Below are 15089 nucleotides of genomic sequence, written 5' to 3' on the forward strand. Positions count from 1 at the left end.
TTATATAAATGATTGAGAATTATTACCAGCCTGGATTTTGTGTGAGCAGACTATTGAGGTCCCTTTCAGATTGAGGAATAGGGTACAGTGTATCTTTCACCGCAGCACCTGTTTTATCAGGGAACTTTTTCAGTGCATCATATAAGTAAGTACCACCTCTGCGGGATAAATCAAACCAGCGCATTCCTTCCTGTATAAACTCTTTCCTTCTTTCCAGGAATACGGAGTCGCGGAAATCTGCCTGGTTTAAACCGGTTGTTAAGTCAGCAATACCGGCACGGGTTCTTACCTTGTTAATAGCGGCATAAGCATCTGCTGTAGGAGCGCCATTGATTTCATTCAGCACCTCTGCATCCAGTAATAAAATATCAGCGTACCTTATTACAGGGAAGTTGATACCGCTTTGTGACTGGTTGGTAAGTGGTGACATGGTGTAATCAATGAACTTGGCAAACCGTGCAGGTGTAAACGTTACATATTTACCTGTAGCTGCATTGTAAAGGCTTGTAAAGAAGGTGACACTCCTGCGGGTATCACTTGCTGCAAACAGCTGATACAGGGTAGAATCAGCAGGCAGATCTCCCGGGTATACCGCAGTATTAAAAGAGGAGAAATCACCACTGCTTAAAAACTGTGTACTGTTCTTAGCACCCAGGTTAGTACCAAACTGCACGGAGAAAATATGTTCTTTACCGTTTTTGGTAGCCTGCTGAAACGCATCTAAATAATTACTGAACAGGTCATAACCATATCCGCCATTGATCACTGTGTTTAGTTCTATCAATGCTTTGGACCATTCCCTTCTCGTTACATATACCTTTGCTAAAAGTGCATGAGCAGCACCACTGGTAGCCCTGCCTATATTAGCGCCGGAATAGGTGGCAGGTAATAAAGTGGCATCTGTCAGGTCAGATATGATTTGTGCATAGACACTGTCTTTAGATGCCCTTGTTACTTTCTGTTTACTTACATCAATGCTGGTAGGATCATGTAATATTAAAGGCGCATCTCCCCAGAACCGTACAATATTAAAATACAGTAAGGCCCTTATAAATTTAGATTCACGTATCAGGCGACTGCGAAGCGTTGTGTCAAAATTGATATTCGGTATATTGTCTATGGCTACATTGGCCCTGCTGATACCAAAGTAAAGCTGTTGCCAGTTCTTCTTGATCCTGTCATTAGCCGGTACATAGGTAGCTGTACCCAGTGCTCTTACGTCTGTGTTGGTATTCGAAGGACTGAAGATCTGATCATCACTGCCATTACCGGTAAGCAGGTTCATGTTCCTGCCGTACAGAGGGAAATCCGCGGCAGCATCTGTATTCAGCGTACTATAAACGGCTGCTACCGCAGAGATAGCATCAGCTTGTGTTTTATAAAACTGAGAGACTGTAATAATAGAATCAGGATTCTCATCCAGTTTATTGCAGGATACGAACAGTAATAATAATATCGATAATTTTTTCATCGTACTAAGTTTTAGAAAGTGATGTTTAAGCCAGCCAGGAGGGTTTTAGTGCTTGGATAAGCGCCATAGTCTATACCCTGTTTGGTATTATCACTGTCAAAGAAATTCACTTCAGGATCTAAGCCTGTGTATTTCGTCCAGGTAAGAATATTCTGCGCAGTTGCATATAAGCGCAGTTGTTTGATATGTAATTTTTCAAGCACACCTCTGGAAAATGTATAACCCAGTGAAATGTTTTTTAGCTTTACATAAGAGCCATCTTCTATATACCTGTCTGTTACCTGTGCCACAGGCGCATTGGTAGCCTTTGCTACTTTACCATTAGGATTGGTAGCGCTGTACCTGTCTAACAAAGTAGCAGAAGCATTCAGAGAAAGGGTAGGGATTTCCAGTTTCTGTTGCAGGAAGTTGAATATTTTATTCCCGTAAGAACCCTGGAAAAGGAAAGTAAGGTCAAAGCCTTTATAGTTAATAGTATTGGACAAACCGAAGGTAAATTTAGGTTGTGCTGTGCCGAGGTTGTGTTTGTCGGCAGTGGAGATAACGCCATCCCCATTAGTATCTACATACTTTGTATCTCCCACCTGTTGAGATACACCGGTTAAAGTAGGTACACCTTTGGAAACATCTGCGCTGGTCAGTAATCCGTTGGTATTATATCCCCAGAAACTTCCTACAGGTAATCCTACTTTTACGATCACGGGAGATACATAACCGGTAGGCGCTAATGGGAAGTAATAATCTGTGCCTGCACCAAGGCTCAGGATTTTATTCCTGTTAGCTGCGAAAGTGAGTGTAGTTTTCCAGGTAAGTTGATCGTTTTTGATATTATCCGAAGTAATACTCAGTTCAATTCCTTTATTTTCTACACTACCCACATTCTGCAATACGCTGGAATAACCGGTATAAAGAGGGAAAGGTACATTGAGCAGAAGGTCTGTTGTCTTTTTATAATAAGCATCAAACACTACATTGATACGACTGTTCAGTACACCGAAATCCACCCCTGCATTGTATTGCGTAGTAGTTTCCCATTTCAGGTCGGGATTGGCGATTTGTGTAGGCGCAATACCCGTTACCAGTGTGTTGTTGAAATAATAGTTGGTAGGAGATAAAGCCGCTAATGAACTATAAGGAGGTACTTCCGAATTACCGGTTCTGCCTGCAGATAATCTTAATTTAAGATCGGTAACGGTAGTTCCCCATTGTCTGGCAAAGTCTTCTTTACCTGCATTCCAGGACACACCCAGGGAAGGGAAATAGCCCCAGCGGTTGTTGGCACCCAGTTTGGAAGAACCGTCCGCACGTACAGATAATGTAACATTGTACTTATGCAGATAGGAGTAGTTTGCTCTTGCCAGGTAAGAATTTAACGAAGACTGATGTGCGTCTGAAACAGATAACACCGCTGTACCCGCATAATTCAGGTTATTGAAAGAGGTAAGGTCATTAGGGAATTTCTGCGCACTGGCTACCGCCGATTCATCTTTCTGATGCTGCATGGTATAACCTGCCAGCAGGTTTAAAAAATGTTTGTTCTCAAACGTATGATCATAAGTAAGGGTATTCTCATTGATCCATGTTGTAGCTGTTAAATTACCCACTGATGCATATCCACCGGCAGAATAACCGGTACCACTGCCACCGGGAGAACCTGCATAACTGGGCGAATAATAATTCTGTTTTGTATTGATTAAGTCTGCCCCGCCGGTTACTTTTAAAGTAAGCTCTTTGAGTATTTTATACTCCAGGGAAGCATTGCCCAGAATCCTTCTTAAATAAGTACGGTTGATGGTAGAAACGATATCCTGTATGGGATTGGTAGGATTGGCAGAGTAGGGGCTGGTGGTATTATAGGAGCCATCCGCATTCCATATTTTAGCTACCGGGGATACCTGTAAGAGGTTGGCGAAGGCTGTATTCTGGAAGTTGATACTGTTGTAGGAATTACCATACAGCTTATCTTCTATAGACTGACTACCAAAAACGTTGGTGGAGATTTTTAAGCGTTCAGAAACACTTCTCTCATAATTTACCCTGGCTGAATATCTCTTAAAACCGGTGTTTAAAATGATCCCGTCCTGGTTAAAGTAGTTACCGGAAACGAGGTATCTTGATTTCTCATCTCCCCCTGAAAAAGATAATTCATGGTTCTGTATCGCTCCTTTACGGATAGCAGCGTTTTGCCAGTCGGACCCCTGTCCCAGTGCCGCCAGTGCGGAATCGCTGTAGGTTTTGGCGCTACCGGTGCTGGTATTGATATCATTGATGAGAGCACCCCACTGGGAAGCATTGAGTAATTCAAGCGTTTTGCTTACCTGCTGGCTACCTGCATACATGCTGTAGCTTACCTCATCATGTCCTCTCCGGCCTCTTTTGGTGGTGATGATGATCACCCCGTTTGCTCCCCTGGAGCCATAAATGGCTGTTGCGGAAGCATCTTTTAATACCTCTATAGACTCTATATCGCTTGGGTTGATGGTAGAGAGCGCATTTACACCACCGCCGTTGGAAGCGCCTGTATTTGCATAATCGTTGTTATTATAGATGATAAAGCCATCTATCACATACAGCGGAGCGTTTCCGAAGCTGATGGAGTTACCGCCGCGTACCCTGATAGTAGCAGTGCTGCCGGGTTGTCCGGAGCTTTGCGTCACTGCTATACCGGGGACAGTCCCCTGCAGCAGGTTATCAAAAGAAGCAGCAGGCTGTGCCAGTAAGGTTTTGGGGATGCTGGACACAGAGCCGGTGATGTCGCTTTTACGCTGGGTACCGTATCCTACTACGACTACTTCGTTCAGCTGACTTTCATTTTCCACCAGTGATATCTGGAGGGGAGAGCTGGAAGCTTCTATTTCCTGTTTCTTATATCCTATATAAACAGCTTCGAGTATGTAGGGTAATTTCTGGCCGGTTTTGAAAAAGAATTTGCCTTTTGTATCTGTAAGTACCTGGTTGGTTGTCCCTTTAATTCTTACCAAAGCCCCTATGAGCGAGGTTTTTGTTTTGCTGTCAATGACGGTACCGGTAAGTGTTGAATTGATTACAGGCTCTGAAACGGATTGTGCCAAAAGCGTTGCAGGTGCTATCCCTGATAACCAGGCGACTAGCAAGAGAACTTTTTTCATTAAATTTGTAGTTAGTGATTAGACAATAAGATGCCCTTCGGCGATTTATTTCGCTGATTAGCATTTCCAAGCTTGTTTTAGTCCGGCCGGAACTGTTCCCGCAGCTCCGGCCATCTTTTTTTTGCACTCTCTAATTGCTTAGGGAGCGCCGCGATTATTCACATTTCTTTTTTCTGATAACATACGTCTGGTTTATCAATAATTATATTGAAAACAATCTGCTGATTAAGTTTTGATGTGGAAGAGGGAATGTAATGATCCCGGGAAAAAGCGTCCGTATTAACAGCAACAACAACTGTCTGCTGTAGTTTTACAGCCGTATTGTACTTGATTAATGGTTGATGCTTTTTTAGTCATTGAATCTGTTATTACAGGGGATGATGATAAGTTGACTATCTCTATCTGGGTCAAAAATAGAAACTATTTATTAGTCCACCAAATTAATGTACTAATAAATAGTAAAAAAGTAGATTTTGCTGTTTTCCGCTTATTTGCGTTTAGAGGAACATTGTATAGGCTACCAGGGTAGCTGCCATGAAAGAGACAACAGCTGCGATGTATGTCAGCCTGAATCGTTTTTGAACAACGGGGGTTTCAGCTTCGGTTGATGTGGGTTTGGGCCATGTCATGTTATTAATATTTGATACAACAAGTTTACAGAATCAAATTCTTTCATTGGTTAATGACTGGTTAACAAAATCAATTTCCCACGTTTGTGGTATTCATTTGATATTGGCCAATTTATCTGAATCTGCCGATTTTTAGTTATATTCACTGAATGTCAAAATATAAAGATGTAGTTGTTACCCTTTCGAAAAAACATCCTGAGACCAGTGAGCCGGTTCAGGCCGGACACACTTATGTTGTTGGTGCATTAGGCGGTAAAAAACGCTGGTATGAAGTAGGGACGGAACAACTCAATAATCTCAAAAACGAAGATTTGCAAAAGGAGCTGTACAAATTGCTTCATCCCCAGACGCACCACTGAGCCGGATAAGCATATCCTTCATCTCTTCACCCCAAGGAGAAATCGTAAGATTTCCCCTTTTTTATTTTTTAGGTACCAGGATATTACTGTCGGTCATCCAGTTTGTCAACAGTGCAGGCCACGCCTTTATCGATTGTAAATTGGATCTATATCCCATATTAAATGCGTGATTCCCGTTCGCAAAAATGTGTGCTTCCACAGGTACTTTTGCCTGTCTGTATCTTTGCAACAAATTTACGATAGGAACAGAGCAACATTCATCATCATTTGCAGCTATTAAAAATGCTTTTGGCGCATCTGAAGGGACCACTTCCGGTACACCTAGTGGACCCGGATACACCAGTATCTGGAAGTTAGGTTTGCCATTTAATCTGTCTACAGGATCTTTTGCTGCAGGGTCTCCTGCACCTGATGCATATGCTACCTGCGATACTACTTCTCCACCTGCAGAGAAGCCCCATATGCCTATCCGGTTAGGGTCTATACCCCATTCTGCAGCGCGACTGCGAACAAAACGAATGGCCCTGTACCCATCCTGTCTTACTTCTTTTTCCAGGCTGTAGGTAGAGTCTTCCCGGAACAATCTGTACTTGAGAATAATAGCAGCAACGCCTATACTATTTAAAAAACGCGCCGGTTCCACACCTTCCGAATTATAGACGAGTAGCCTGAAACCACCGCCAGGACAGATAACAACTGCGGCCCCGGTCGCTTTCTCTTTTGGCGGAAGATATACCGTAACAGAAGGGTTGTGTATATTTTTTACATAATAATCTTTTGCTATCTCAGGCTCATCCTTACGTTTTTCATACCCTGGCGCACCATTCGGCCACAAGTGGTACACTGTCGGGGAATCCTGTGCCATGGCTTGTATGAGTGGCAATGACAGGAAAGCAAAAAGAAGAAATCTGAATTGCATGTGGGATCAGTTTAAGATTTGCTTAATAAATTATTACTGAAACGATATAAGGAATATCTATTGGGAAAAGATATAAAACGTTGTCTAAAGTAGTAATTGTAGTTGTAAAATTTTAGTACCATGCGTTGATAAATAATAAATTATGTGTCTAAAGATGTGCCTGGAGCGGCAATAATTGTGTTATAACGCTTAACATGTTTATTGTCATTTTATAAAAAATCAGATCGATTTTCTACGCATTTATCATACATTCGAGCTTTATTAAATTGTCCCCCCCAAATTAACCATTAACAGACCTTGCTTATATTGGCGAGGTCTTATTTTTTATGTTAGTTTTTACTGAGTAATTCCCCAAGATATCCTGCAGTCAATTCATTCGGATTGTACAATTCAAACTCTCTCGACAGTTTTTTTACATTCCTTGCATAAATATCTTTTGTGAGTATTTCTGTTACGGCATCACGAATTTGTTCCGGAGTAGGCGTTTCCGTATTTAGATTAATTCCATATTTAAAGAAGCCAACCCTTGAGCAGATTTCGTTTTTACCTTCGTGTACACCGGCTGCAACGATAGGCAGTCTGTGCTGGATACTGAGCAATACACCACCATATCCGCCATTGGTAATAAAAGCACCGGCAAAAGGCATCACATCAGGAAAAGGTATAAAGTCTTCTATGATGATATTATCAAAAGGATACTTTTCTCTTAATGCACCAGTACTGTTTCCCGCTGTAGTGGCAATTACCAGCACATCTGTATCCTTAAAGGCTTCCAGCGCGGGTACCAGCAGTTTGTTGATGTCTTTCTCCACAGTACCCTGCGTTACCAGCACTATCTTCTTATAGTTCTTCAATCTTTCATCGAACCATACAGGTTGATTATCATCGTCTGCTGCATATGGCAGCAGTGGGCCTATAAAACGTATGTTTTTCCCGATATCACTCCTGTAATACTCAAAACCCGGAGTGCCACTCTGCAGCACCAGGGTTGCGTTTTTCAGCAGGAAATCAAACAGGGGCGCGTCTTCTTTATTGATACCGTGTTGCTTCAGAATAGTACTGTATACTTTAATTGATTTTTTCATGAGTATTTTATCCGACATAAACCGGAGAAAAGCATGTTTGAACTTTTCAATCATACCGTTGGCAGGGGTAAGTCCAAGGCCGTATGGGGCCAGGTCTTTCGATTTCTCGGATAAAGGTATGATACCTATAGCCACTGCGGGGATCTTCATTTTCTCTTTCACAAAAGGAATCCCAGTAAACATGCTGTCTGCTACCAGCAGATCAAAAGGGAACGATTTGTAGATCTCCTGTAAATCTTCATAGTACTCTTTGGACCGCAGGGAAAAGATATGGATCATATCGAAGTTGATCTTTTCAATAAGGCGGGTAATCTTTGCTCTCTGGGGGTACAGCTGGCCTATGGTTTCAGCATTGGCATCCAGTGCTTTTACAAAGGGGTAATGCCGGATATCCAGCTGGCGGATCTTCTCCGCAAACCTTTCTGAAGTATACCATCTTACTTCGCATCCTTGTTGTTGCAGGTGTTTGGCGAGGCCGGTAAGTGGGTTAACATGTCCTTCTCCGGGTACAGTGGCAAACAGGATCTTCCTGCCTGCAAGGCGTTTGTTTGTAATCATAATAATGTTGATGTAAATGCATACTTCCGGGCATGACATTCCCGTATGCGGGTTAGGCAAATTTGTACCACAAGTGTTTGTTGAAATAAGTCAATGGAAGGGGGGAATTGACTTTTATCTCATATTCGGCTTTTGTATGGATCGGTTCGTTACAACAAATTTAAAGCAATTCCTTTTTAAAAAGCAAGCACTATTATAAAAAATAGACAACGATCATCTTCCCATTTTGTTACAGGTTGTGGTGGCATATGTTTTGTAACCCAACAATATAATTTCTTACATCATGCAAAACGGTACAATGATCCAATACTTTCACTGGTATACACCAGCGGATGGTAGTCTGTGGAAAAAAGTGAAAGATGAAGCCAGACACCTGGCAGAGACAGGTGTGAACGCGGTGTGGCTGCCACCCGCATACAAGGGTGCCGACGGTGCAAACAGCCATGGGTATGATGTGTACGACAAGTACGACCTGGGCGAATTTGATCAGAAAGCTTCTGTAAGGACACGTTTTGGAACAAGGCAGGAATATATAGAGGCGATCAATGCCATTCATGATGCAGGCATGCAGGTATATGTGGATATAGTAGCGAATCACCTGATAGGCGCTGATGAAACAGAAAAGATCAAAGTGAGGAAAGTAGACCCTGAAAACCGTAATGAGTTCATCTCTGAACCCATGGAAATAGAGGCGTTCACGAAATTTACTTTCCCCGGGCGTAATGGTCAGCATTCTGACTTTGTATGGGATCATCAGTGTTTCTCCGGGATAGATTATGATAATGCAACAAAGGAAACGGCCATCTTCTCTATCTTAAATGAATATGGAGAAGGATGGGAAGAAGTAGTTGATACCGAAAAAGGCAACTTCGATTACCTGATGGGTGCGGATGTGGAATTCCGTAATCCTGCGGTGAGAGAGGAGTTCAGAAGATGGGGAGAGTGGTATTATAATACGGTACATTTTGATGGCTTTCGTTTGGATGCGGTGAAACATATCACCCCTGATTTCTTCAACACCTGGTTAGATCAGATGCGCGGTTATGCGCAAAAGGAATTATTTGCAGTAGGGGAGTATTGGGCTCCCGGTCAGCCCGACCTGCTTTTACGCTATATAGAGGCTACTAATGGCAAGATGTCTTTGTTCGACGCTTCCCTGCATCATAATTTACATGAGGCGTCAAAAGCGGGGAAAGATTACGATTTAACGACCATCTTCAATGATACCCTTGTTGCAGTGAAACCATTACTGGCTGTAACCGTGGTTGATAATCATGATACGCAGCCGTTACAGGCCCTGGAAGCGCCTGTGGAACCCTGGTTCAAACCGCTGGCATATGCGTTGATCCTGTTGCGTAAAGATGGTTATCCCTGCATCTTTTACCCGGATATTTATGGTACGAAGTATACTGATAAAGATCAGGAGATCTACCTGCCGGGTGTGGAGAACATTGATAAACTCATTTCTGCCCGCGACCGGTTTGCGTATGGTCAGCAGCGCGATTACTTTGACCATGTTAACTGTATTGGCTGGACCCGTGAAGGGGATGGGGAACATCCTGGTTGTGCGGTGATATTATCAAATGGTGAGGATGGGGCTAAACATATGGAGATCGGCAGGCAGTATGCTGGCAAGAAGTTCGTGGATTATTACGGGAAACATGATGCGGAAATAGTGATAGAAGAAGAGGGCTGGGCTACTTTCCTTTGCCGTGCAGGTTCGGTATCTGTATGGGTGCTGGGGGAATAAATAAATCAATATACAAGAAAAGCTGGCAATGATCCATCATTGCCAGCTTTTCTTTGTGTATTATATTTACAGGTATAACCATTTATATGATCATAAAATTTTTGCTTCCGTTAGTCCTGTTGAGCGGGGTGGTATCTGCCCAGGCTCCTTTTAAGAACGAACAGCCGGTATCTCCGGGCCGTGTACTGGCGCTGGATTCCGCTATTGTTACCCATCATGAAGTAACAATAAAAGGTCTTCGTGTACCCTATACTGCCACTGCCGGCAGCATTCCTTTATGGGATGAAGACGGCAAGGCGCTGGCAGGTGTGTTTTACACTTATTACGAAAGAGAAGATATTAAAGAGAAATCCGGTCGTCCGCTGGTGATCTCTTTTAATGGGGGCCCTGGTACGCCTTCTGTGTGGATGGAAATAGGGTATACAGGCCCTCGTTTGCTGAATATTGATGATGAAGGATATCCTGTGCAGCCTTATGGTATGAGAGATAATCCTAATTCTATTCTGGATGTAGCGGACATTGTATATGTAGATCCGGTGAATACGGGCTTTTCCCGTCCGGTGAGCAAGGACGTACCTGCTTCTAAATTCTATGGTGTAAACGCGGACATTAAATATTTAGCGGAATGGATCAACACTTTTGTTACACGTAAAGGTCGCTGGGCATCCCCTAAATTCCTGATTGGCGAAAGTTATGGTACTACCCGTGTTTCGGGGTTAGCGCTTGAATTACAGGATGCGCAGTGGATGTATTTAAACGGTGTGATCCTCGTATCACCTACCGAACTGGGTATTCAGCGCAACGGTCCGTTGGATGCAGCGTTGAAGCTGCCTTATTTTGCAGCAACTGCCTGGTATCATAAAAAGTTACCTGCTGATTTGCAACAGAAAGATCTTAATGATGTATTACCTGAAGTGGAGAACTTCACTATCAATGAGCTGATCCCTGCCCTGTCTAAAGGCGGTGCACTGGATGATGCGCAGCGTAAGAGCATAGCGGGGAAGATTGCCCGTTACAGTGGTATTACAGAGCAGGTGGTACAGGAGAATAACCTGGATGTATCCTTCAATCTTTTCTGGAAGCAATTGTTGCGTGATCAGGGATTTACTGTGGGGCGTCTTGATTCCCGTTACAAAGGAATTGATAAAAGGATTGCCGGTGAAAGCCCTGATTATAATGCGGAGCTGACAGCCTGGTTACAGGCATTTACACCTGCTATCAATATTTATCTCCGGGAAGAGCTGAAATACAAAACGGACCTTAAATACAATATGTTTGGTCAGGTTTGGCCATGGGATAATACGAATAACCAGACGGGGGAAAATCTTCGTCAGGCTATCTCTCAGAATCCTTTCTTACACCTGTTGGTGCAATCCGGCTATTATGATGGCGCCTGTGATTATTTCAATGCCAAGTACAGCATGTGGCAATTAGACCCCGGTGGTAAGCTTAGAAACCGCCTGAAATGGGAAGGTTACAGGAGCGGGCATATGATGTATTTACGTAAAGATGATCTGGCTGCTGCTACGGAGAATCTCAGGACCTTTATCAGGGAGTCTGTACCTGCAAAAGGTCAACCTGCAAAATATTAAACCGATTGAGTGAAAAGTCCGTTTTTAACGGATTTTTCACTTCTTTTGCTGTAGATGCAGGGCCTCTTAAATCATATACAGAAATTTGTTGTGTTAAGTGAAGAAGAACAGGAAATCCTTCTTTCTTACATCACATACCATGAAGTAAACAAGAAAGATTATTTGTTACGTCAGGGACAGATTTGTTCTGCTAATTATTTTATTCTGCAGGGGTGTTTTCGTTTATACTATATGAATGATAATGGCACCGAACAAATCCTTCACTTTGGTATTGATAACTGGTGGATCGCAGATTATGAGAGTTTGGAAAAACAAACACCTTCTGAATTTTATATACAGGCGATTGAACCCACGAGGATAGCGGTGCTCAAAAAATCTATACAGGAAGAGTTGTTTAATAAAGTACCGAAGATGGAGCGTTATTTCAGGCTGGTGTTCCAGAAAGCCTATACTGCTTCGCAGATGAGGATTAAATACATTTATACTTTTACGGGGGAAGAGAGATATCATCACTTTAATAAATCCTTTCCTGGTTTTGTACAGCGGATACCGCAGTATATGCTGGCTTCTTATCTGGGGTTTACGCCTGAGTTTCTGAGTAAGATAAGAGGGAAGAAAGAGAAATAAAACTTCACTATGAAAACCACACTTATTCTTGAAGAGCTTGCGCTTTTTATCCTTGCGATAATCGCTTTTCATTTTCAATCTGCTTATGCCTGGTGGTTATTCCCTCTGTGCATTTTACTGCCTGATGTAAGTATGTTAGGTTACCTGGCCGGTAACAGGGTAGGGGCATTCGTGTATAATTTCTTCCACCACAAAGGCCTCGCTATTATCACCTATTTATCAGGCTTTTACTATCACCAGGAAATATTACTATTTACAGGTATTATTTTATTTGCCCACTCCTCTATGGATAGAATGTTTGGTTATGGGTTGAAATATGTTACTGGTTTTAAGGATACTCATTTAGGCCAGATAGGACGTAATTAGTTGTTGTATTGTTGTATGGCTAAGATGTTTTGCCCATTCAAGAGGAGTTGAATTATAGATATAATCTCTCAGCTGTAAATCAGGTTTAGCTGATAAAGCCAGCGCTGCAAGCGCTGTGTCATTTCGCTCTGCTGCTAAGTGGAGTAGCGTGGTATGTCTTTCTCCGTATTGCAAATTTACCAGTGCAGGATGATCTTTCAATAATGCTGCTGCGCGTTCTTTCCAGCCGAGGTCCCATGCATCCAGTACGGTATAAGTAACACCATGTGCCACCAGCCATTCCGCAGACGCAGGTTGATGGCAATGCACAGCCAGCTGCATGAGTGTCATGCCGTTGGTTAAAGGCTGGTTCAGTAATGTGTTATCAATATGATCAATAAGAATCCCTGTACCAATAGCTTCCGCTATCAATACCTGTGCCGCTGAAGGCGGATTATTAATAAGATTAGCTGCTTTTAACCACCACGTCCATCCATCTCCCATCCATTCGAAACCTGCTTTCTGGTACATACGCCGGCCTGTAGCATTCAACACCGCATAATGATATCCATTCTCTTTTGCGAATGCACAGGCAGCCAGGACAATTGCTTTACCAATGCCCTGATCCCTTTCGCCAGGAACTACACCAACGTTATAAATACCGGCAACACCAGCAGCCAGTAACACTGCACTCTGCGCTACTATCCGCCCGTTAAGAACAGCAATGAACCGCTGTGTACAATCAGGAAAGGCATCTAGCACAGCCTGGTTCACCCCGCTGTCTTTCAGGCTGGCATAAGGCAGTTCTTTTACCTGGTGAATAGGAGTATGGCTATCTGCTTTTATCTCCAGGTATTTAGGAACAGGATAATCTGTTTCTATATCCGCCAGGTCCAGTGACATCCATTGAGGGCGCCATCCCGGTTGAAAGCCGCGTGCCAGTAGTTTTACGCCGAGATCTGCAGGTTGTGCAGGGTCTAACGACCAGCAACCTACACCTTTGGGCGGATGGTTGAGATAATAGGCTATGATCTTATCCAGTGTTGTTCCTGCATTCTCTGCAGTAAGTTCCGGGAATGCGATCATAGATTCGTTGCGCGAACCAGCATGTGTCCAACAGACACCATTAACTGTATATACCTCACCGGCCACGACTTTCGCATTCATGCAAAATAATTCGCGGTGGTTTAATGCTGTAGCATTCAGCAGTTGCTGATGTGTAGCATGCTGCAGTGAGTTATTTTCAGAAGATGGGATCGTACTCATAAAGATGTAAAGTAAATGCGGTCTAAAGATAGGAAAATAGACCTATCGCATTTACGTTACACTGGCTTCTGTTGCTGTATGATATTTCTGATCACAAACTCTGTAAGTGCATTCCGGCCAGCAACGCCCAGTTTTCCGGCAATTCTGTAACGGTGATTTTCGATGGTTCGGATGCTCACATTTAGTTCTTCAGCCATTTGCTTGGTGCTTTTACCTTCAGCGATCATTTTGATGATCCGGTTTTCAGCTTTACCAAGCCTGTGATATAATGCCTGTTGTGCAGTATTGGGATCAGACAGTGATACAGAACTAACTGCATCAGGAGGACGTACATGATTAAATTTAGCAAAACGGCCAAGGCGTGAACGGATGCTCAGTAAGAGATCCCGCTTCCTGAAGGGTCTCGCGAGGTAATCATCTGCTCCGAGGTTCATTGCCATTCTCATTTCCTGTTTATTATCCTTCGTAGTGATAAAGATCAGTGGAATGTGATCAAAGCTGGGCTCGTTTCTAAGGGCCATAATAAAGTGATGACCACCGGTTCCTCTGAGGTGAGCGCCACAAATGATCAGATCTGGTTGATATTGCTGGCAGATGATCATCCCCTCTTCTTCTGAGGACGCAGTATAGGTTTCATATGTTTGTGAAACCAATAGCTGCCTGGTTTGTCTTACAAATACCTGGTCCTCATCTACAAGCAATATTTTATAGACTACAGTATTCATCAAGAATGTGTTTGCACGTTGAGATACAGGATAAAAAGTCAGCACTAGGAATTAACGGATCCTGATCGTCTATACTTCGCTTGAAATCTGGTTGGGGCTCGCATTTGAAGAGCATAGTAAAAGTTACCTGAGAATAAGAAAATTGTTTTGTACATCTTTAATTGGTTAATATTAAGTTACTTACTGTAAGACTCAAACGCATGACCTGAAACGGGGTTCCGACCAGCGCCTGGCTCCCATTAGCTGTTATAGTCAGGTATTTCAACTTAGATATGGAGAGAATGGTTTTCTTATGGCGTAAATATGTATGAAATAACGGGTGTGACTGCATCTTAAACTAGCCGCTATCCATAAAATAAGCGTTAGTACTCAAAAACCGGTGTGCATATACTCATTTTAGTAATGGCCGATATGAAAACGGTAGTTCCAACCAGCCTGATTTATCAACTTGCACTTTCAAAATAACAGATTCCTGTATCCTAAAAATCAATTCCGCACAGCCTGGTATGTTTTGATGTAGTCGGGGCCAAAGCGAAAACTTCATGTTTTCATAGTGTGTTGTCATAGTGGTTTAGATTTCATAGTCATTAATAACCAATTACTTACCGGTCATCTTACAAATAATCAAATAAATG

General features: G+C 42.8%; 12 protein-coding genes. 5 read left to right on the plus strand and 7 right to left on the minus strand.

What is annotated here, in order from left to right; all coding sequences use genetic code 11:
* Positions 1 to 22: 22 nt before the first annotated feature.
* The 3 genes from BMW86_RS17820 to BMW86_RS33195 all read right to left on the minus strand — a co-directional run bounded on the left by BMW86_RS17820 (position 23) and on the right by BMW86_RS33195 (position 5228).
* Positions 23 to 1471: a RagB/SusD family nutrient uptake outer membrane protein gene (locus BMW86_RS17820; protein ID WP_089783069.1), complete on the minus strand. Its 1449-nt coding sequence runs from the start codon at positions 1469 to 1471 to the stop codon at positions 23 to 25.
* An 11-nt stretch (positions 1472 to 1482) separates the two neighbouring features.
* The gene (locus BMW86_RS17825) at positions 1483 to 4599 is read right to left on the minus strand and encodes a SusC/RagA family TonB-linked outer membrane protein (protein ID WP_089783070.1); all 3117 of its coding nucleotides are present in this window, start codon (positions 4597 to 4599) and stop codon (positions 1483 to 1485) included.
* A gap of 497 nt (positions 4600 to 5096) precedes the next feature.
* The gene (locus BMW86_RS33195) at positions 5097 to 5228 is read right to left on the minus strand and encodes a hypothetical protein (RefSeq protein WP_255372942.1); all 132 of its coding nucleotides are present in this window, start codon (positions 5226 to 5228) and stop codon (positions 5097 to 5099) included.
* A gap of 149 nt (positions 5229 to 5377) precedes the next feature.
* Between BMW86_RS33195 and BMW86_RS17835 the strand changes: the two genes are divergently transcribed.
* Positions 5378 to 5587: a hypothetical protein gene (locus BMW86_RS17835; RefSeq protein ID WP_089783072.1), complete on the plus strand. Its 210-nt coding sequence runs from the start codon at positions 5378 to 5380 to the stop codon at positions 5585 to 5587.
* A 61-nt stretch (positions 5588 to 5648) separates the two neighbouring features.
* Here BMW86_RS17835 and BMW86_RS17840 read toward each other — a convergent pair whose 3' ends face one another.
* On the minus strand, positions 5649 to 6506 hold the full coding sequence (locus BMW86_RS17840; protein ID WP_089783073.1) for an alpha/beta hydrolase: 858 nt from the start codon (positions 6504 to 6506) through the stop codon (positions 5649 to 5651).
* 329 nt (positions 6507 to 6835) lie between these two features.
* The gene (locus tag BMW86_RS17845) at positions 6836 to 8149 is read right to left on the minus strand and encodes a glycosyltransferase (RefSeq protein ID WP_089783074.1); all 1314 of its coding nucleotides are present in this window, start codon (positions 8147 to 8149) and stop codon (positions 6836 to 6838) included.
* A 283-nt stretch (positions 8150 to 8432) separates the two neighbouring features.
* Here BMW86_RS17845 and BMW86_RS17855 point away from each other — a divergent pair, with 283 nt between their 5' ends.
* The 4 genes from BMW86_RS17855 to BMW86_RS17870 all read left to right on the plus strand — a co-directional run bounded on the left by BMW86_RS17855 (position 8433) and on the right by BMW86_RS17870 (position 12484).
* Positions 8433 to 9899, plus strand: coding sequence for an alpha-amylase (locus BMW86_RS17855; RefSeq protein WP_255372943.1), 1467 nt, complete (start codon positions 8433 to 8435; stop codon positions 9897 to 9899).
* Positions 9900 to 9985: 86 nt separating this feature from the next.
* Positions 9986 to 11491, plus strand: a complete 1506-nt coding sequence (locus tag BMW86_RS17860; protein ID WP_089783077.1) for a S10 family peptidase — start codon at positions 9986 to 9988, stop codon at positions 11489 to 11491.
* 54 nt (positions 11492 to 11545) lie between these two features.
* Positions 11546 to 12118, plus strand: coding sequence for a Crp/Fnr family transcriptional regulator (locus BMW86_RS17865; RefSeq protein ID WP_089783078.1), 573 nt, complete (start codon positions 11546 to 11548; stop codon positions 12116 to 12118).
* A 9-nt stretch (positions 12119 to 12127) separates the two neighbouring features.
* The gene (locus tag BMW86_RS17870) at positions 12128 to 12484 is read left to right on the plus strand and encodes a DUF4260 domain-containing protein (RefSeq protein ID WP_089783079.1); all 357 of its coding nucleotides are present in this window, start codon (positions 12128 to 12130) and stop codon (positions 12482 to 12484) included.
* On the opposite strand, the gene BMW86_RS17875 is transcribed toward BMW86_RS17870, so the two are convergent.
* A complete protein-coding gene (locus BMW86_RS17875; RefSeq protein ID WP_089783080.1) occupies positions 12461 to 13729 on the minus strand; it encodes a GNAT family N-acetyltransferase in 1269 nt (422 codons plus the stop codon). The genes BMW86_RS17870 and BMW86_RS17875 overlap by 24 nt on opposite strands.
* 56 nt (positions 13730 to 13785) lie before the next feature.
* The gene (locus BMW86_RS17880) at positions 13786 to 14454 is read right to left on the minus strand and encodes a response regulator transcription factor (protein ID WP_089783081.1); all 669 of its coding nucleotides are present in this window, start codon (positions 14452 to 14454) and stop codon (positions 13786 to 13788) included.
* Between the last annotated feature and the right edge of the window lie 635 nt (positions 14455 to 15089).

It is taken from the genome of Chitinophaga sp. YR573 (genome assembly GCF_900110995.1).
GTDB lineage: Bacteria > Bacteroidota > Bacteroidia > Chitinophagales > Chitinophagaceae > Chitinophaga.